At 68.4% G+C, this 17,799-nt stretch carries 15 protein-coding genes and 4 pseudogenes; 6 read left to right on the top strand and 13 right to left on the bottom strand.

Translation table 11 applies throughout. The features are described 5' to 3' along the window. Positions 1 to 3: 3 nt before the first annotated feature. A complete protein-coding gene (locus OG972_RS38210) occupies positions 4 to 633 on the bottom strand; it encodes a TetR/AcrR family transcriptional regulator (RefSeq protein ID WP_266989380.1) in 630 nt (209 codons plus the stop codon). 570 nt (positions 634 to 1,203) lie between these two features. Then, positions 1,204 to 3,276 carry a SpoIIE family protein phosphatase gene (locus OG972_RS38205; protein WP_266989378.1) on the bottom strand — a complete coding sequence of 691 codons (2,073 nt, stop codon included), beginning with the start codon at positions 3,274 to 3,276 and terminating at the stop codon, positions 1,204 to 1,206. 198 nt (positions 3,277 to 3,474) lie between these two features. Between OG972_RS38205 and OG972_RS38200 the strand changes: the two are divergent. The 3 genes and pseudogenes from OG972_RS38200 to OG972_RS38190 all read left to right on the top strand — a co-directional run. Next, positions 3,475 to 3,727 (top strand): annotated as a pseudogene (locus OG972_RS38200) (Na+/H+ antiporter NhaA); the annotation flags it as partial. A gap of 211 nt (positions 3,728 to 3,938) precedes the next feature. Continuing rightward, positions 3,939 to 6,593: an amino acid permease gene (locus OG972_RS38195; RefSeq protein ID WP_266989376.1), complete on the top strand. Its 2,655-nt coding sequence runs from the start codon at positions 3,939 to 3,941 to the stop codon at positions 6,591 to 6,593. Positions 6,594 to 6,917: 324 nt separating this feature from the next. Continuing rightward, positions 6,918 to 7,445 (top strand): SMI1/KNR4 family protein, encoded by a 528-nt coding sequence (locus tag OG972_RS38190; protein ID WP_266989374.1) that lies wholly within the window; start codon positions 6,918 to 6,920, stop codon positions 7,443 to 7,445. Here the strand turns inward: OG972_RS38190 and OG972_RS38185 are convergent. The 4 genes and pseudogenes from OG972_RS38185 to OG972_RS38170 form a co-directional block, all read right to left on the bottom strand. Then, the gene (locus OG972_RS38185) at positions 7,429 to 7,641 is read right to left on the bottom strand and encodes a hypothetical protein (protein WP_266989372.1); all 213 of its coding nucleotides are present in this window, start codon (positions 7,639 to 7,641) and stop codon (positions 7,429 to 7,431) included. The genes OG972_RS38190 and OG972_RS38185 overlap by 17 nt on opposite strands. A gap of 119 nt (positions 7,642 to 7,760) precedes the next feature. After that, positions 7,761 to 9,971: an AAA family ATPase gene (locus OG972_RS38180; protein ID WP_266990987.1), complete on the bottom strand. Its 2,211-nt coding sequence runs from the start codon at positions 9,969 to 9,971 to the stop codon at positions 7,761 to 7,763. Between the two features lie 397 nt (positions 9,972 to 10,368). Further along, entirely contained in the window at positions 10,369 to 10,890 is a 522-nt protein-coding gene (locus OG972_RS38175) for a hypothetical protein (protein WP_266989370.1), read from the bottom strand. 474 nt (positions 10,891 to 11,364) lie between these two features. Beyond that, positions 11,365 to 11,613 (bottom strand): annotated as a pseudogene (locus OG972_RS38170) (IS200/IS605 family accessory protein TnpB-related protein); the annotation flags it as partial. Positions 11,614 to 11,824: 211 nt separating this feature from the next. Here OG972_RS38170 and OG972_RS38165 point away from each other — a divergent pair. Further along, positions 11,825 to 12,097 carry a DUF6225 family protein gene (locus OG972_RS38165; RefSeq protein ID WP_266989368.1) on the top strand — a complete coding sequence of 91 codons (273 nt, stop codon included), beginning with the start codon at positions 11,825 to 11,827 and terminating at the stop codon, positions 12,095 to 12,097. 406 nt (positions 12,098 to 12,503) lie between these two features. Here OG972_RS38165 and OG972_RS38160 read toward each other — a convergent pair whose 3' ends face one another. Next, the gene (locus OG972_RS38160) at positions 12,504 to 12,833 is read right to left on the bottom strand and encodes a branched-chain amino acid transporter permease (protein WP_266989366.1); all 330 of its coding nucleotides are present in this window, start codon (positions 12,831 to 12,833) and stop codon (positions 12,504 to 12,506) included. Further along, positions 12,826 to 13,470: an AzlC family ABC transporter permease gene (locus OG972_RS38155; protein WP_323135965.1), complete on the bottom strand. Its 645-nt coding sequence runs from the start codon at positions 13,468 to 13,470 to the stop codon at positions 12,826 to 12,828. Before OG972_RS38155 ends, OG972_RS38160 begins: the two co-directional genes overlap by 8 nt. Positions 13,471 to 13,646: 176 nt before the next feature. Between OG972_RS38155 and OG972_RS38150 the strand changes: the two genes are divergently transcribed. Beyond that, a complete protein-coding gene (locus tag OG972_RS38150) occupies positions 13,647 to 14,105 on the top strand; it encodes an Lrp/AsnC family transcriptional regulator (protein WP_266989362.1) in 459 nt (152 codons plus the stop codon). 94 nt (positions 14,106 to 14,199) lie between these two features. On the opposite strand, the gene OG972_RS38145 is transcribed toward OG972_RS38150, so the two are convergent. The 5 genes and pseudogenes from OG972_RS38145 to OG972_RS38125 form a co-directional block, all read right to left on the bottom strand. Beyond that, on the bottom strand, positions 14,200 to 14,448 hold the full coding sequence (locus OG972_RS38145) for a hypothetical protein (RefSeq protein ID WP_266989360.1): 249 nt from the start codon (positions 14,446 to 14,448) through the stop codon (positions 14,200 to 14,202). 438 nt (positions 14,449 to 14,886) lie between these two features. Continuing rightward, positions 14,887 to 15,417: a hypothetical protein gene (locus tag OG972_RS38140; RefSeq protein ID WP_266989358.1), complete on the bottom strand. Its 531-nt coding sequence runs from the start codon at positions 15,415 to 15,417 to the stop codon at positions 14,887 to 14,889. 305 nt (positions 15,418 to 15,722) lie between these two features. Further along, positions 15,723 to 16,478: a dienelactone hydrolase family protein gene (locus OG972_RS38135; RefSeq protein ID WP_266989356.1), complete on the bottom strand. Its 756-nt coding sequence runs from the start codon at positions 16,476 to 16,478 to the stop codon at positions 15,723 to 15,725. 142 nt (positions 16,479 to 16,620) lie between these two features. Beyond that, positions 16,621 to 16,878, bottom strand: a pseudogene (locus OG972_RS38130) (lipase); the annotation flags it as partial. A 103-nt stretch (positions 16,879 to 16,981) separates the two neighbouring features. Beyond that, a pseudogene (locus OG972_RS38125) lies at positions 16,982 to 17,173 on the bottom strand (TetR-like C-terminal domain-containing protein); the annotation flags it as partial. Here OG972_RS38125 and OG972_RS38120 point away from each other — a divergent pair. Further along, on the top strand, positions 17,102 to 17,446 hold the full coding sequence (locus OG972_RS38120) for a hypothetical protein (RefSeq protein ID WP_266989354.1): 345 nt from the start codon (positions 17,102 to 17,104) through the stop codon (positions 17,444 to 17,446). The pseudogene OG972_RS38125 and the gene OG972_RS38120 overlap by 72 nt on opposite strands. Positions 17,447 to 17,799: the final 353 nt, after the last annotated feature.

Raw genomic sequence — 17,799 nt, 5'->3', positions numbered from 1 at the left:
TTGCTAGGGAACATGAAGGCCTGTGGCGATCCGGTCGAAGACCTCGCGCAACACCGGGACGAGCGGGGCGGGCGGATCCGTACGCAGGCAGTGCTCCACGGCCACGGCACTGCCCGCGCCGACCATCGCGGCAACCAGTTTCGGGTACACGTCACGGGCCACGTCGGTACCGGTCCGCTCGGCGATCGCCTTGGCCAGTTCCTCTTCTGCGGCCGCGTTCGCCTTGACGACCTCCCCCTGCAGCGCCGGTTCGGCCAGCATGAGCCGGAGCCCGTCCCTCCAGCGCTGGTCGTGGGACGACCTTGCGCCTGATTCGTCTCCCTGTGCGAACTGGGCCTGTACGACGTGAACGATCGAGTCCCACAAGGGCTCGGCGACCGGCCGTGTGCGTAGCTCGTCGGCGATCCGCAGCATGCGCTCCAGATGACTGGCTGCGATCGCCTCGGCCTTACCGGAGAAGTAGTTGCGGAAGGTGCGCACAGACACATTCGCCGCGGCGGCGATGTCCTCGACTGTCACGTTGTCCCACCCGCGCTGTACACACAGACGGATCGTGGCCTGGCTCAGCGCGACGCGGGTCTCCCGCTTCTTGCGCTCCCGCAGCCCGATGCGAGCGTCGTCTCCCTGTGTCATGTCAGCCACTGTAGCAAAACTTACCGAAATGGCAATCTTTCCTTCGCGGCAAAATTATCCGCTGGCTGTTGGCGGACGTGACGGGCTCGCCCCGGCACGCCGGACAAGATCACGCAGAGGTGGGTGAGGGGATCAACTGAGCAGGTCTGGGCAACCGCTGAGCACCCGCTTGTAGCCGGGCCGCGCGACGGACCGTCCTCCAACTCCTCTGTCCGACGGCGGCTCTCTGCGGAAATCCCGCCAACTCCCTTACTTCACGGGACGGATGGACCTGCTCGGCGAAGCCGTGCGCGCGGCCGTCTCGGTGAAGGAGGTGCTCGCGCGGGACAGAGCGATTGCGTTGCAGCGGCACGAGGCGGACCGGAGTCCTGGATCCGTAGCCGAACGCGGCCTGGGAGCGGCGGTGCCGGCCGCGGCCATCGAGGCTTGGCCGGCGTGTTGGAGGTCAGCGGCGCGTCGGGGATGGCGTCCGGCGACGGCAGTGCCACTGCCGGGCGACGCCGTGCAGGACGGCCGGAGTCGTATGAGATCCGATCGCCGGGTGATTCAACACGGCGGACGCGCAACCGGCTATGCCTGAGGACGCGCGATGAGCAGAGCCACGTCGTCGTGGTGCTCCGGGTCGCGCAGTGCACTGAGGAGCCGGTCGCATGTCTCCTCCAAGGGGCGCTGGGGGCCTTCCAGCAGCTGGAGCAGTGTCTTCAGGCGCTCGTCGATGGGACGTTCGCGGGTTTCGACCAGTCCGTCGGTATAGAGGACGAGCAGATCTCCGTGCCCCAATCGGACGGTGCCGGCTTCGAAGGGGACGCCGCCGACGCCGAGGGGGACGCCGGTGGGCAGGTCGACCAGTTCCGGTGGATGGCCTGTGCGTACGAGGACGGGAGGCATGTGTCCTGCTGTGGCAATGTGGCACTCCGAGCGGCGAGGGTCGTAGACGGCGTAGACGCAGGTGGCGATGTAGTGCTCCAGGCGTGCGGTGGTCTTGTCGAGCTGTCGGAGCACCTGTGCCGGGTCGAGGTCGAGATCGGCCAGCGTGCACGTCGCGGTGCGCAGTCGGCCCATGGTCGCGGCGGCGTCTATGCCGCTGCCCATCACGTCACCTACCACCAAGGCGGTCTTGTCGCCGTCCAGGGAGATGACGTCGAACCAATCCCCGCCGACCTCACTGGCAGCTCCTGCGGGTTCATAGCGGGAGGCGACGTCCAGGCCCGCGTGGTGCGGAGGGTGATCCGGGAGCAGGCTGCGTTGGAGGGTGACCGCGATGTTGCGCACGCTCTGGAACCAACGCGCATTGTCGATGCACACCGCGGCGCGACCGGCGAGCTCACCGGCCAGGGTGGCATCGTCCTCGTCGAAGGGCAGCGGATTGCGAGCACGTATGAAGTCCACGGCGCCCAGGACTTCGCCGCGGGCGATCAGTGGGACCGCGAGATACGAGTGCACGCCGGCCTGGGCCAGAAGGGCGGCGGCAGCCGGGTCGCGGGCGATGCGGGGCAGATCCTGATCGGTTGCGTGCGGCACCAGCACCGGCCGACCAGTGTGTACGCACTGCGTGACCAGGCGGTCAGCACCATAGGTGGCAAGGTCTCCGGGCCTGTCGGCGGCGCGGACGACCTCGGTGGGATAGGCGGCTACGACGGCGAGGGCGCGGAAGAGTTCCGGGCCGGTCGCGGGCGCGGCCGAGCGGCGCAGGGCCAGGACGGAGTCGAGGACGTCCACCGCGACGACGTCGGCGAGGTCCGGCACCGTGGCCTCGGCCAGCTCCTGGGCGGTCTGGTCCACCTCCAGGGTCGTGCCGACGCGAGCGGAGGCTTTGGCGATGAGGGCAAGGCGCCGGCGAGCCCGTGCGGCCTCGGTGGCCGCACGGTGCCGCTCTGTGATGTCCACCACCGAGGCAGCCACACCGAGCACCCGCCCGACGCGGTCCTCCAGCCGGAAATACGAGGTGGACCACGCGTGCTCGGTCTCGGGTTCGGCGGGGGTGCGTCCGACGACGTACCGGTCCAGGACGGGGATGCCGGTTGCCAGGACCTGGCGCATCACGGACTCGATGGCCTTGGTGTCCAGGAAGGGCAGGGCTTCATGGACGTTCCGGCCGATGTGGTCGGCGGCGGGCAGGCCGTTGATGTGGGCCAGGGCTGGGTTGACGGTCACGTACCGCAGGTCGGTGTCCATGACCTTGAGCCCGATCGGAGACTGCGAGACCAGCCGCTCGGAGAGCGCGAGCTCGGTTTCGACCTGCTGGAGGGTGGTGTGGTCGGCCGCGATACTCAAGGCGTATACGTCGCCGAGGGGGTCCAGCAGCCGCATGTTGCGGAACTCGACCAGCCGGGTGCTGCCGTCCTTGTTCCGGATAGGGAAAGCACCGGCCCAGCTCTGGCCCGTGTCCATCACCTCGGCGAACAGCTTGATCACCAGATCCAGGTGCTCCTCGTGGACCATCAGGCGTGCCGCGTACTGGCCAAGAGCCTCCTGGGCGGTATAGCCGAACAGCTCCTCGGCCTGCGGGCTCCAGAAAGCGATCCGCCCGTCGGCGTCCAGCACCACCGCGGCGACAGTCAGCAGATCCAGCAGCCCACCCGGGCGTGAACGCCCGGGGCGCAGCCGACTGATGTCGGCCGGGAAGGATTCGATGCTGTTCATGCAAGGCACTCCCTCCGCCTGCCAACCGACGCGGGCCTCCTGCCGGCCTTCGGCTGCGCCGGTCTCCTTGCTGCTCCGGATACCCCCATACTCCCCCTGGCCCCGTCGTCATCCCAGCGCAAGACGGTTGGCAGACCGGAGAGGCCTCGCCTTACGGACAGCAGGCGCTACCCGGCCTGCGGCTGCCCGTGACGGGGGTTCTTCCTGGTCGCGCGGATCGAGCTGAATCGGGAACTTGTCGTCGACCAACTCCGTAGCCGGCCACCGCAGCCCTGCCGGTCATCGCCGCCGTGTGCCCGGCGTGGCGGTCCGGGCATCCGTCTCCGCAGCCACCGCCACGGTCGGCGAAGGAAGCCTGGACGGCTCGGCGGTGCCGATGGGCACCGGCATCCCCTTCGCGCTCGCGGTCCTGGCCGTCCTGAGCACCCACCTGCCCTCTGCGCTGCGGGCCTTACCGCCGACCCCTGCGGCCGCCGACGACCGGGGTCCGGCGCGCTCACCAACGGTATGACCGCCGTCCCGCCGGACGGGCCAGTCGCCAATCCGCCCCCACTGGTCCTGCTGACAGCCGCGTAGGTCATCCAGCCGGTTTCCCGTGGCAGGCCTCATCACCTGCGGCGAAAATGGTGGGCGGAAGGCAAATGAGGAGGTTGGCATCCGGTGTGAAGCTCTCCCGTAGGCCTGCGGCGTCCGACGCGCCTCTGGCGCTCGGCCCGGGCGCAGGCAGGAAAGGACTCAAATCCGGTGCCCTGGGACTGTGTTCCTCCGTTGCCATCGGCCTGGCGTCCACCGCCCCGGCGTACAGCATCGCGGCCACGCTCGGCCTCATCGTGGCGGGGGTCGGCCTGCAGGCCCCGATCATCACGATCCTGGCCTTCATCCCGATGCTCCTGATCGCGTACGCCTACAAGGAACTCAACGCGAGCAACGCCGACTGCGGGACCACCTTCACCTGGGCGACCCGTGCCTTCGGCCCGCGCACCGGCTGGATGGGCGGCTGGGGCATCATCGTCGCCGACATCATCGTCATGGCGAACCTCGCCGAGATCGCCGGCATCTACGGCTTCCGGCTCCTGGGCTACGACTCACTCACGGGAAACAGGGTGTGGGTCACGATCGCGGGCGTCGTCTGGATCATCGTGATGACCGCGATCTGCTACATCGGCATCGAGATCTCGGCTGCCGTTCAGCGCTGGCTCCTGTTCTTCGAGGTGGCCGTACTGGTGCTGTTCGCCGTCACCGCCCTGGTCAAGGTCTACACCGGTAATCCCGAGATGGCGATCCATGTCTCCGCGTCCTGGTTCAACCCCCTCCACGTGCCATCGGTCGAAGCGCTGACCACGGGCATCCTCGCCGCCGTCTTCATCTACTGGGGCTGGGACACCGCCGTCACGGTCAACGAGGAGACCGCGGACAGCACGCGCATCCCGGGGCGCGCCGCCGTCATCTCCGTTGTGCTGCTGCTGATCATCTATGTCCTGGTCACCACCTCGGCGCAGGCCTTCGCCGGAGTCGGCTCCACCGGAATCGGGCTGGGCAACAGGGACAACGCGGGCGACGTGCTCTCGGGCCTGGGCAACGCCGTCTTCGGCAGCAACGGCCTGGGGCCCCTTTTTGCCAAACTGCTGATCCTCATGGTGCTGACCTCCGCGGTGGCCTCCACCCAGACCACCATCCTCCCGATGGCCCGCACCGTCTTCTCCATGGCCGCGCACAAGGCCGTGCCCTCCCGATTCGCCCGGCTGCACCGCAGATTTCTCACCCCGACCTGGTCGACGATCAGCTTGGGCCTGGCCTCCATCGGCTTCTACGTCCTCCTGACGGCGGTCAGCCGCAACGTCCTTGCCGACTCCGTCGAGTCGGTCGGCCTCGCGATCGCGTTCTACTACGGCCTCACCGGCTTCGCCTGTGTCTGGTACTTCCGCAGCGTCCTCACCCGCAGCCTCAGAGACTTCCTGTGCAAGGGGCTGCTGCCAGGTCTGGGCGGGCTGATGATGCTCTTCCTCTTCTGCTACGCCGCCTTCGACGTCTACGCCGACCCCGGCTACGGTGAGACCTCCATCGACCTGCCGTTCATCGGACGGACGGGCGGGGTGACCGTCATGGGCCTCGGAGCCCTGCTGCTCGGTGTCGTGCTGATGCTCATCGTCACGCGCGAGCACACCGCGGCCCTCAGGCTTCAACGCAGCATGCTGCCCCACCGGCTGCCACAGCGGACCGCTGTCGAGATGGCGAGCCGCTATGTGCCCGCCGACAGCCGGTCCGGGGTGGGCGGCGACTGGTTCGACGTCATCCCCCTGTCGGGAACGCGTGTCGGCCTGGTCGTCGGGGAGGTGACCGGCTACGGACTGCTCGCCGCCGCCACCATGGGGCGCCTGCGTACCGGTGTACGTGTCCTCGCCCGCCTCGACCTCGCCCCGGACGAGCTCCTGTCGCGCCTGGACGACCTGGCCGAGCAGACCGCCGAGGAGCGGGCGGCCGTTCATGGTGCGGGCCGCACGCGGCCCAGGAAGGACACAGCCCTGGGATTGACGTGCCTGTACGCGGTGTACGACCCGGTGTCAGGACAGTGCAGCATGGCGCGTGCCGGCCACTCACTGGCTGCGGTCGTCCTGCCGGACAGCGGCGTCACCACCTACCCGGAACTCCCGGCGGGCCCTCCGCTGGGACTGGGGGGTCTGCCCTACGAGACCACGGAATTCCAGCTGCCGCAGGGCAGCCTTGTCGCCCTTTTCACGGACGGCCTCGTCCAGGCGGCCGCCGACGACCTCGACGTCGGCCTCGGCCTGCTCGCCGAAACCCTCGTCCAGCACCGGCGTTCCCTGGAAGAACTCTGTGACCGCGCAGTCGCGACCCTGGTGCCGGGGCCGGCGAACGATGACGCGGTCCTGCTCCTCGTACGCACACGGATGCTCGGCGAGCATCAGGTGGCGGTGTGGGAACTGACCGCGGAACCCGCGATGGTCGGCAAGGCCCGCGCCATGGCCATGGGGCAACTCGGAGCGTGGGGACTCGACGAACTGTCGTTCACCACCGAACTCATCGTCAGTGAGCTGGTCACCAACGCCATCCGCTACGCCGCGGGGCCGATCCACGTCCGGCTCATCCGCGACCAGACCCTCATCTGCGAGGTCGCCGACACCGGGCACACCTCACCCCATCTGCGCCACGCCGCCGCTGACGACGAGAGCGGCCGCGGCCTGTTCATCGTCGCCCAGATCGCACAGCAGTGGGGCACGCGCTACACGCCCACCGGCAAGACCATCTGGGTGGAGCAGGCCCTGCCGGAATCCCCTGCCGTCGATGAAGCGCTCTGACAGCGCGATTCGGCCTGGGAGTGGTGTTCGACCGCGTTCCAGGCAGTGAGACGGCCAGAGGCCCGCCAGACTCTCGACATCGGCCGCGGCCTGGTGGGGCCGGTGGTGGCATACGCGAGTCCGTCGACGGTCAAGGGTGGCATCGGCAAGCTGCGCGAACGTCGCCCGGGGCACCGGATTCAAGTTCGGCGAACGGTGGGGACCCCGCACACGTGGGTGGAGCCGGCCCGTACCTGTCGAAGACGGGTGGCGTTCGGCAGTTGGCCCGGGCCGATCGGGGAGGACAGGATGCGCTGAGCATCGACAAGGAGTGGAGTGAAGGGCATGGCTGTCACGGCTCTGGAGCGGTTGAGGGCGCGGCTGGGCGAACCGGAAACCTGGGGGGCGAGGCCGACGTTGTGGGAAGCGTCGGAGGCACACCTGGGGCTGGCGCTGCCGTCGGACTACAAGGCGTTCCTTGACCTCTATGGCCCCGGCGCCGTCGACGGTTACCTGTGGCTGGACCGGCCGATGGACGGCACTGCGGAGGAAGCGGAGCGGCTCTGGCCCAAGAGAGGGCCGAAGGAAGCCGATCCCGAACTGCTTCCGTGGCCGTTCCACCCCGAGGAGGGCGGCCTGATCGAGTGGGGATCCGACGAGCAGGGCAACTCGTACTTCTTCCTGGCGCTGGAACCGGACCCCGATGACTGGCGCATCATCGTCCAGGGCGAAAGCGGGGGGTGGTTCGAGACCGCCGGCACCTTCACCGAATTCATCCTGCGCTGTTTCGAGTGGATCGACCGCCCGCCGTTCATCTCCCACCGCTGGCCGGGCAAAAAGCCGAGATACCACCCACTCAAGCCGGCCGAATGATGCTGCCGAACGGCTGTCCCCGAAGGAACATGACCGCCAGCGCCACAAGGAACACGACGGGAAAGGCCGCTGCCACGAGGGCTCCGGCCACGGGCCCCGCGAACGCGCCTACGATCACACTCGCGACGATGACGATTCCCAGGCCGACGTGCGCGGCGCGCACGTCGGCCCTGATCACCTCTCGCAACGCCCGCATACCGGAGTCGTACCGCTCCCACGCTGCTTCCGGGTCAGCTGAGGGGCCCTCGGGCCACTGTTTCACCGACACCCTCCGTCGGGGTCGAACCGACCCTCATGCTCCCGGCGCCGCAGCGGTCAGCGCAACGACTCGGGCAGTTCTTCCCGGTGGACGATGCCCAGGCGCTGCGTCGCACGGGTCAGCGCCACGTACAGGTCACTGGTCCCGAACCGCCCCGGCTCCACGACCAGGACATGGTCGAATTCGAGCCCCTTGGCCTCACGCGGGCCGAGCAGCACCACGGGACGGGTGAGGTCGGGTTCAGCGCCGGCCGTGACTCCGTCGAGCGGGGCCGCGATCTCCTCGTGCAGCGCTCGCGGTGCGATCACCGCGAGGCGCCCCTCCTCGGGCGTCAGCTCCGCGACGGCCCGCGCCACCGCGCCCGCCAGATCCGCACCGGCATCCCGCGTCCACGGCGTCTCGCCGGTGGACCGCACCGACGCGGGCGGCTCGAACGAGGGGTCCTGAGCCCGTACGACCCTGGCGGCCAGCTCCATGATCTCCGCAGGCGTACGGTAGTTGACCCCCAGCCTCACATGCTCGAAACGGTCGCCGACGTACGGCTCCAGGATCCTCTCCCACGAGCCGACGCCCGCCTCCTCGGAGGTCTGCGCCGGATCACCGACCAGGGTCAGCGAGCGGGTCGGTGACCGGCGCATCAGCAGCCGCCACGCCATCGGCGACAGTTCCTGCGCCTCGTCGACGATGATGTGGCCGAACGCCCAGGTCCGGTCGGCGGCGGCCCGCTCGGCCGCGCTCCGGTGATCGGTCTCCTCCTGTCGCTCGGCCATCCGCTCGGCGTCGATGATGTCGTGGGCGGCCAGGCGCTCGGACTCCTCGTCCTCGAACTCGTATGTCTCCGAACCCCGGGACAGCTCCAGGACGCCCTGTGCATAAGCGACCCGCTCCTGGCGCTCGGCCTCGGCGGCGGCCCGCTCGGCACTGTCGTCGGCCCCGAGCAGCTCGGCCGCCTCGTCGAGGAGCGGCACATCGGCCGGGGTCCACTCCCCGTCACCGGGAACGCGCCGGATGGCCTCGGCGTCCTCGTCCGGTACGTACACCGGCTCGGCCAGATAGCCGGCGAGGAACTCCTCGGGGGTGAGCGCCGGCCACAGCTCTCCGACGGCGGCGTGCACCTCCTCGCTCGCGGCGACGCTCTTGCCAAGCTGGGCGATGTCGTCCGCACCGAGGAAGTTCGGGCCGCCGTACGGGTCCGCGCCGATGCGTTCGGCGAGCTGCGCGGTGAGGGCGTCGATGACGTGGAACGCGAAATACGGACGGGCGAGGTTGTGCGGCAGACGGGTCTCGCGGGCCGACTGCCGGGCCTCGTAGGCGATTTCCCAGTCCAGGACGAGGTCCCCGTCGTCGTGCGGGATGACCACCGGCGCGCCGGGCTCGGGCAGCCCCTGCCGGTCGCGTACGGCGCGGGCGAGCGCCTCGGCCATCCCCGCGCCGCCCTTGACGGCGGCCGCACGGGGGGAATCGGTTCCGCGGGCGTGGATACCGGGGAAGAGCTCGGCCTGCGTGGCCAGCATGACCCCGGTCTCACCGAGGGCGGGCAGCACCTCGCCGATGTAGCGCAGGAAGGCCGGATTGGGGCCCACGACCAGGACCGCGCGCTTGGCCAGAAGCTCACGGTGCTCGTACAGCAGGAAGGCCGCACGGTGCAGCGCGACGGCGGTCTTGCCCGTGCCGGGGCCGCCCTCGACGACGAGGACACCACGGTGCGGAGCACGGATGATGCGGTCCTGTTCCGCCTGGATGGTCCGCACGATGTCGCCCATGCGGCCGGTGCGGGCGGAGCTGAGCGCGGCGAGCAGCACGGTGTCACCGCTGGGGTCCTCGAAACCGCTGCGTTCGCGGTCCCCGAGATCGAGGATCTCGTCGTGCAGTTCGGTCACCGTGCGGCCCTCGGTGGTGATGTGCCTGCGTCGGCGCAGACCCATGGGTGTATGCCCGGTGGCGAGATAGAAGGGCCGGGCGACAGGTGCCCGCCAGTCGATCAGCAAAGGCGTGTGTTCGGTGTCGTCCTCACGGATTCCGATACGGCCGATATGGTGCGCGGCACCGTCGCGGAGATCAATGCGGCCGAAGCACAGCGAGCCGTCCACCGCGTTCAGGGCTGCCAGCAGACCGGAACGTTCGGCGAGGAGCACATCGCGTTCGAGACGAGCCTGCAGGCCGTTCCCTACCGGGGTCAACGCGTCCTCGACACGCTGCGCGGTGACCCCGCGCAGCGTGTCGACCCGGTTGTAGAGCCGGTCGATGAATTCCTGCTCCTTCTGCAATTCGACGTTTTCGCGAGTTGACAAAATCGCTCCCTGCCGGATATGGTGTTCTTAGTGGCCCCGGTGAGGGGTCTTTTCTATGAGTGCACAGAACCACTCAATATACGTGAGGAAATCCCCGTTCCGCAATTGCGGAACGGGGATTTCCTGTGCTCGAGGACCATGGCCTGGGAGCTGAGGTCACGACAGACGCGGCACGCGCGAATCGGCAGCATGTCCGTACCGCGCGCGAATCCCTGCCCGCGGCGCCGCCCGTGCCGCAGGGCTCCTCCCGGGCCCCTGCTGGGCGAGGCCTCCCCCGAGGTCACTGACTCCGCCGGCCCACCCCGGTAGTGGCTCGGAAGAGAGGCGGGACGGGCACCAGAGCCCGGCCCGCGTCCGAGCGGACAAACGGGTATCAGGATGCAGGGCACGCGCCATCGCCGATGGAGGTGGCAACGAAGTCGTAGCCCATCGCCTGCTTGCGCTTCATGGCGTAGACCTCGAGGCAGAAGGCAGTGTCCGTGCCGTCGGCGGTGACGGTGTAGTCGGCCTGTTCCGCGCCCCCGTTGAGCACGGCGGAATCCGGCGGATCCGAGGCGAGCGTGACAGTCAGCGCGTCCTGCGAACTGTGGCCCTTCTCTGCGATGCGGGCCTGCAGGATGTCCTCGTAGTTGATGGTCCCGGGTCCGAACTGCGCCTCGCTCGACAGCTCGGCGGTCGCCGCTGTCACGGCGGACCGCAGTTCGTCCCCGTCCCAGTTGTTGGAGCCGCTGAGAAGGCCCGGATGATAGAGGAGGTACATCCCGCCGACGGCGAACAGCAGCGAGCCGATGATGAGGGCGCGGCCGACGGGGTTGTGCGGGTTGTAGACGTATCGGTTGGTGCCCCATGTGCTGCGGATGAATATGCGGTCGGCGTCGTCGCGGCTGTCGGTCATGGCGACATTCTCGACGCCGGTCGGCCCTTGTGACCAGCGGTTCGGGGGTCGACTGAGCCCCCCGGTCGGACATGACGGCGCCCCTCCGCGGAACTGCTGGGGCAATGCATCCACAGGAGAGCGGTTCCGGTCAGTGCTTCGTGAGGCGATTCCGACGGCTGGGTAACCAGACGGCTCAACTGGCATGGCCGGCACCGGAGATGCCCATGGCTATGGCTATAGGTCGCCGTCGGAGCATCTCGTCTGCTTCCTCCGGAGAAACCTGGCGGAGATCCGGAACCTGCCCAACTCCAGTTGAACGAACCATGCGACCGTCCCAGCGGCGACGAAGTTTTTACGATGGACTGGCACTGCGGCGTATTGACCTTGTGTGACGCCCGGAATTGGATCTCCCCTGCCCCTGCGGGGCCGTTTGCGGCTGGTGACACATTTCTGACCGGCGCCCCATCATCCTGTCTCCCGGCGGGTGGTCCGTTCTTCGACACCGATCGCGGCGACACCGGCCCGCCGCGCCCAGTTGATCAACCCAGTCAGGGCGTGGCGGATTTGTGCGTCGCGGTGGCCGGCCGAACCGGTCAGGTCGTAGGGGAAGCGGTGCGGGTCGCCGACCGGGTTGCCGTGCCGGTCGAGGTGGTGGGCGGCGAAGTGGTCGGCGTTGGTGTCGACGCCGATCATGCCCCGGGCGCGGGCGGTCTCCAACGGGACGGCCCGGACGGCGGGGCGTTGCAACAGCCACCAAGGTCACCCATTCGGCCCCAGAACCCCCGTTCCCACCCCCGCGAATGCACCACCAGAACCCACTCCCGCACGCCACCACTCACATCGGCTCAGTAAACCGACAGCAGCCCGCAACCCTTGCACCGGATCAGCGCTTTAGCCCTCCAAGCGGTCGTGTCTCCCCCAGTTGGACAGCCCTCTCCGGCAACCTGTGCGCATGGCCGACACCTTCGAGCACACCCCCCAAATCTGGAACGCCGCACAGCTGCGCGACGCCCTCAAAGATCTACCCGACGACGCACCCATCCATATCGGTGTGGCAAGCGACCCCGGCGACTTCGACGGGTACCGCGGCTTCGTCCTTGTGGACGCCCATCAGGTGGAGAACTGGTGGCCGGCCACCGCGACCACTCCAGAACGCACCGAGACGGAGAAGGCGCTGACCCTGTTCGCGGACTGGGAGCCGGACAGGTACGACCTTCTCGACTGAACCGGCCACGCTCAGGTCCACCGGACTGTCAGTTACCGCTGCAGTATTCGCCGGACGCGCCTGCACCGAAGGAGCCCCCCACCGCACCCTGGGCGGCGCCGTTCCCCACCGCGTCCGACTTCTCCGACACCGCGCTCGCAGCGATGGTGTCCCTCGTCACTGGCTCCCTGATTTCAACGCCCAACAGGGCATGGCGCCGCCCACGCAGCGATGCGTGGAACAACCGCACGGCCGGGCCGGGCAGCTCTACTCCTTCCAACTTCCTGACCTGCCCGGCAGCCTGCGCCCGGCGCGATCCGGACGTCACCGAGGAGGAACGACACGGAATCCCCGTCCGAGGGGGCGGTCCCGTGATCGCCACCCCGGGCCTGCCGCCCTGCTGGTGGACGCGGGTGGGCGGGCCCGGTCAGTGTGCGAAGAGGGTGCTGGCGAGGACCACGTGGACGGTGGTGCCGCCCAGGATGCTCAGCAGGGCGTTGCGTCGCCACAGATGCAGGCCGATGGTGACGGCCAGGGCCGCCAGCGGGGCGATGGCGCGTACTTCGGTCAGATGAAGGTCGCGCAGACAGTAGGCGAGCAGGATCACCATGACGCCGGCCGGCATGCGGGTGCTGAGGTACTGGACGGTGCTGCTGGCGCGCAGGGGGGCCAGGACCGCGAAGGGCAGGGCGCGCAAGGCCCAGGTGACGGTGGCGGAAATGGCGACTGCGGCAATCAGATAGGGGGTGTCAGGCACGGCGGGTCCTCGTGCGGGCGGTGAGGTGCCGGGTCAGAAGGGCAGCGGCGAACAGGACGAAGGCGGCCAGCATCATTTGGCCAGGGAAGAGAAGGCGGGCGACAAGTGCGCTGAGCAGCGCGAGGACGGGAGTGGGCAGGTCATCGCGCCGGTCCCTGATCGCATCGAGGGCCAGGACGGTGAACAGGGCAGTAAGGGCGAACTCCAGGCCGGTGACGCTGTCGGGGATGAGCGAGCCAAGCAGTCCGCCGGCGGTGGCGCCGCCGACCCAGTACAGATGCATGTACAGCTGGAGCCACAGGATGCGGCGGCTGGGCCAGGAGCGGGCCTGCTCGCTGGTGGCCAGGGCGTAGGCCTCGTCGGTCAGGGCGAAGGTGCTGTAGGCCTTCGCGAGGCGCCCGCGCACGCGGTGCAGGGGGAAGGACAACGTGTAGAAGACGTGCCGGATGTTCACCAGGAAGGCGGTCAGGGCGACCGTCCCCAGCGGTGCGACGGCGGCGACCAGGGCGACGAGCAGGAACTCGAACGATCCGGCGTAGATGAGGGCGGTGAACGCGCTCGCCCACCACCAAGCCAGGCCGGACTGGGTGACGAGTACTCCGAAGGCGAGGCCGAGCGGTACCAGCCCCAGGCCCACGGAGGTGGAGTCCTTGAACGCGGCCAGAGCCGCAGGCGTCAGGCGCGGAGCGGGGGCCTGGGACGCGACGGCAGGCCGAGAAGGATCAACGGCAACGGACGGAGGTATTCCCATGTAGAAACTTTAGGACAAAATCTGCCTTATATGGTTGCTGACAATGGCTCTACGATCCACTTATGAGCAATGAAGTACATGTTGATCGCATCGACAGTGAAATCTTGTTTCATCTGAGTCAGGACGGGCGGCTGACCAATGTCGAACTGGCCAAACGAGTCGGCCTGACCCCGCCGCCGTGCCTGCGCCGGGTCAAGCGGCTGGAGGAGCTCGGTGTCATCACCGGATACCGGGCCGTCATCGACCCCGAAGCCCTCGACCGCGGACTGGAAGTCCTCATCGACGTCGAGGTCAGTGCCACCGACCGCAAGACCTTTGAGGAGTTCGAGGCCACCGTGGCGTCCTACGAGGAGGTCATCGAGTTCCGTCGCATGTTCGGCCGCCCCGACTACTTCATCCGCGTCGCCGTTGCCGACCACGCCGCCTACGAGGCCTTCCTCACCGGCAAGCTCAGCGGCCTGCCCTGCGTCCTCCGCCTCGAATCTCACCTGACCATGAAGAAGATCAAGACCAGCCCCTGACAGCAGCCGTCAGCATCAGCCGAGAGGCGCCCTGCTCACCGAGGTGGGTCAGGGCGGAATGGCGGACCCGTGCAGGTCCCAGCCGGTCCCGGGGCTATGCGTGTTCTTCCGGGCACGCCTTCCAGGCCGCGGCGGGCCGGGAGGGGTCCCGGTCGACGTAACGCTCGTCGACTCCGCCTCCGCACTGTTCGAATCCGACCATGGTCTCCTTGGCCGGTGCGGCGGTCCGTGAGGTGACCGTCAGCCGCACGGCGGTGACCAGGACCTCCTGCATGGTTCTGACCTGGAGCGTCACCATGATCGATGTACCCCGCACCACCGCGGGGGCTGGTGGCTCGGGCACCGCATCCTGACCGAGGCCGCGTCGCCCTCCGCAAACGAGGCCGAGCCCAGCACGGTCGGCCCGGCCTATGTATGGCAGTTCCTCACATGGCCGGCCACATCCACCACGCCAGAACGCACCAAGACACCCAGGGCGGAGAAGGCGCTGGCCGTGGAGCAGATAGGCGCAGGTATCCGCGGGCTCGAAAGACACCAGGCGATCCGCCCGGACGACGGGTCCGACACCAGTGACCAGGTGCCCCCCGTCACTGCGCTCCCCTATCTCAACGCCCAACAGGGCATGGCGCCGCCCACGCAGCGATGGGTGGATCAGCCGCACCCCTGTCGGCATGATCACGTGATCCATGGTCCGGGAAGGGACCGGCTCAGATCTGAGCACACATACTTCGGTGGCACATAGGCTGTGCCGCTGCTCCTGCCTCGGCGTGACGGGCTGTGGCTACGTGTCCCGGCAGGCCGTGGCTGTGAAGTCCGCTGTGGGGACGGCGGTGGGGGAACCACCGCCGTTGGCCGAGAGATCGTCGTAGTGGACCTCTCCCGGGGTGAGCCGGTCCCGGTCGGTCAGGGTGAAGGAGACGCTTGCCGATGACCAGGAGTTGTCCTTGGTCCAGCCGTAGAGGGCATACGTGGTCCCGGCCGTGAGTGGGGCCAGGGGCTTGGTCACGGTCCAGCCGGCGGCGGGGGTGTCCAGGGGCCAGGTGACGAGCCCGGCTGTGAGCGGACGGTCAGCGGTCCATGAACCCATCGTCGTCTGGCTTTTGACGTCGGTGCTGTCCACGTAGAGCGTCGCGCCGTCGATATGGTGCCCGCAGATCATCATGACGCCGACCAGATGGCCGTCGCCGGTTACGGAGATCCCGGTGACGGCATCAACGGGGACCGTGCACCCTGAGGTCGCGACGAGGGTCGCACCGACCACAACGGTGCCGACGAAGCGCCGGAACACCGGCCACGAAAAGGCCCGCCGCATAAGCCCCCCTCCCCCGGGGGTCGCGCCCCCGATATCCCGGATCGTATGCGGCCCGCTTCGAGAGACAGCAGCGCCGTCGCTCATCCGTTGCTACCTCGTGGCCGCCTGACGCCCCAGTGACGTTCCGTGGGAACGGAGTGGAGGCGCGGATGGCGCTCGAGTACGCCCACGAGCAGCCGAGAACCAGACGGGTAGCCGTGCCGACCCCAGGTCGATATACCGCCTCGACTGGTTCTGCAGGCGCCGACAGCAGCAACGGTTGCGAGAATTCCCACTCGGGACCGGGCGACAGGAGCCGGGGTCGGTCAGAGCGTACGGGTGAGAAGGTCCAGAAGTGCCGTCCAGTGGCGTTCGGCTGCATCGCGGTTGTAGGCGGCGGTGTCGGCCTGGGTGTATCCGTGGTGCGCGCCTCGGTAGACCTCGCCCTGGTGGCGGACACCAGCTGCCGTGAGTGCCTTCTCGAGGCGGTCGATCTGCTCGGAGGGCATTGCGTGGTCCTGATCGGCGTGTCCGAAGTACGCCTCGGCGGTGATGCGGTCGGCGAGTAGGTGCGGGCTGTCGGGGGTGTCGGGGGCCAGATGCCCGCCGTGGAAGCCGGCGATGGCGGCGACGCGGTCCGGGTAGGTGCCGGCGGTACGCAGGGCGAGGCCTGCGCCCATGCAGTAGCCGGTGACGCCGACCGGGCCGTCGGTGGCCTGTGGGCAAGCAGCCAACCAGCGCAGGTAGGCGTCGGCGTCACGCATCGCCAGTTCGGGGGTGAGTGACCGCATGATGGGGACGATGCGCTGGAAGATGTCGGGGCGCTGAACGGGGTCGATGAAGTCGGGAAGCTCCACCACCGGGGCGCGGCCATGACGGTAGAAGACGTTGGGGACCAGCACGGTGTAGCCGGCCCCGGCAAGGCGGTCAGCCATCTTCTTCAGGTGCGGGCGCAGCCCGAAGGCGTCCATGTAGAGCAGGACAGCGGCATGGGGGCTGCCATCGTCGGGATGGGCCAGGTATGCGTCGGCCGAGCCATCCGGGGTGGGAATATTCACCGCTGTTCCGTGCACGGCAGTCATCGGCGCTTCTCTTCTTTCTGTCTTGACTCAGTAGGGGGCGCTGCTGCGGGTGCCCCGTGCTCATTGTCGGGCACCACATGGACGCGGCAGCCGGTACCCATCAGCCGCCGGTCGTCTCCGACGGGGAACTGCTGCCGGAGGTCTTGGGCGGGGCGCCCACGTAGACGCGTTTGGTGGGCGGCGTGTCCAGCTCCACGACGGTGGCCCGGGTGCGGAAGACCAGCCGCACGCCGGAGAGCTGGGCCTCCGCCATGGCCAGTTGGCCGTCGGCGCACTGGGCACGGGCCCGGGCCGGCAGTCGGTGCGGCAGCACACCGTGCTCGGTGCGCTCCAGATCGAGGGCGCCGCGCAGGATGTCCGCGGTGAGGGGCGCGGTGAGCAGGTTGTGGTTGGTGTCCATTGTCCGAGCCTTTCCAAGTCTGCACGTCTGATCTGTAACGAAATGCCGATGAGCCGTCATCACGTGGGTGGCGGCCGATGGCATCCGGCTGATGGGACGCACGTCAGGGCTCGGACCAGTTCCGCAGCAGGGCGTCGAGAGCGTCCAAGACCCGTGACCAGGTCTCCTGCGAGTCGGGGGCGCTGTGGCTGAAGCCTCCACCCATCTCCAGGCTGACGTAGCCGTGAAAGACACTGCCCAGCAGCCGGACCGCGTGGGTCTGGTCCGGCTCCGTCAGGTCGTAGCCGCGCAGGACATGGCGGAGTTCCTGCCGAGTCCGGTGGGGGCGAACCCCGGGGAACTGATGCCGGTGGCGTCGGCCACGACGGGCGAGGCGGTTTTCCTTCGCGTTCCCGGCAACCCCTCGTCGCCCTGGCGCGTCGTGGTCCAGGAGTTCGACAGTCCGGCCTGGACTCTCTACGAGATGACGTTCAGTGAGTGGTTGCTGGCTTATCTCAAGGGTAGGGACGTGACGTTGTGCTCTCGCAACTTCGCGCCTGACGGCCCGTTCTACGAATTCCTGCCCTGAAAATGACCGCGGTGGTATCTCGTGCCCTGGTGACGGGAGATACCACCGTGTGAAGACTTACCCCTGATCACCTGGGCCACGTTGTTGATCGCATCGCGGGATTCAGTGGTCTGCTGCGATGACGGACAGCGAGCTGATCGTTGACCTGCGCGGTCGGCTGATCGAGTCACTCAACGACTTCCGGGACGCGGTGACCGAGCCGTGCGGGCTGCCGGAGTGATTCGGCCGAACCTGGACGCGTGGTCGGACAGGATCGAGACCCGGGGCATCTCTGAGGTGATCGACAGCCACAACCTCCTGGCCGGCATCCTTGACGGAGAACGGAACCGGCTCGTCGTCCGAGCACTGGCCTG

The sequence above is a fragment of the Streptomyces sp. NBC_01669 genome (assembly GCF_026339735.1).
GTDB classification, from domain to species: Bacteria; Actinomycetota; Actinomycetes; order Streptomycetales; family Streptomycetaceae; genus Streptomyces; species Streptomyces yanii.
Note: the sequence above shows the minus strand (reverse complement) of the source record. Positions and strands in the feature narration are given on the sequence as shown.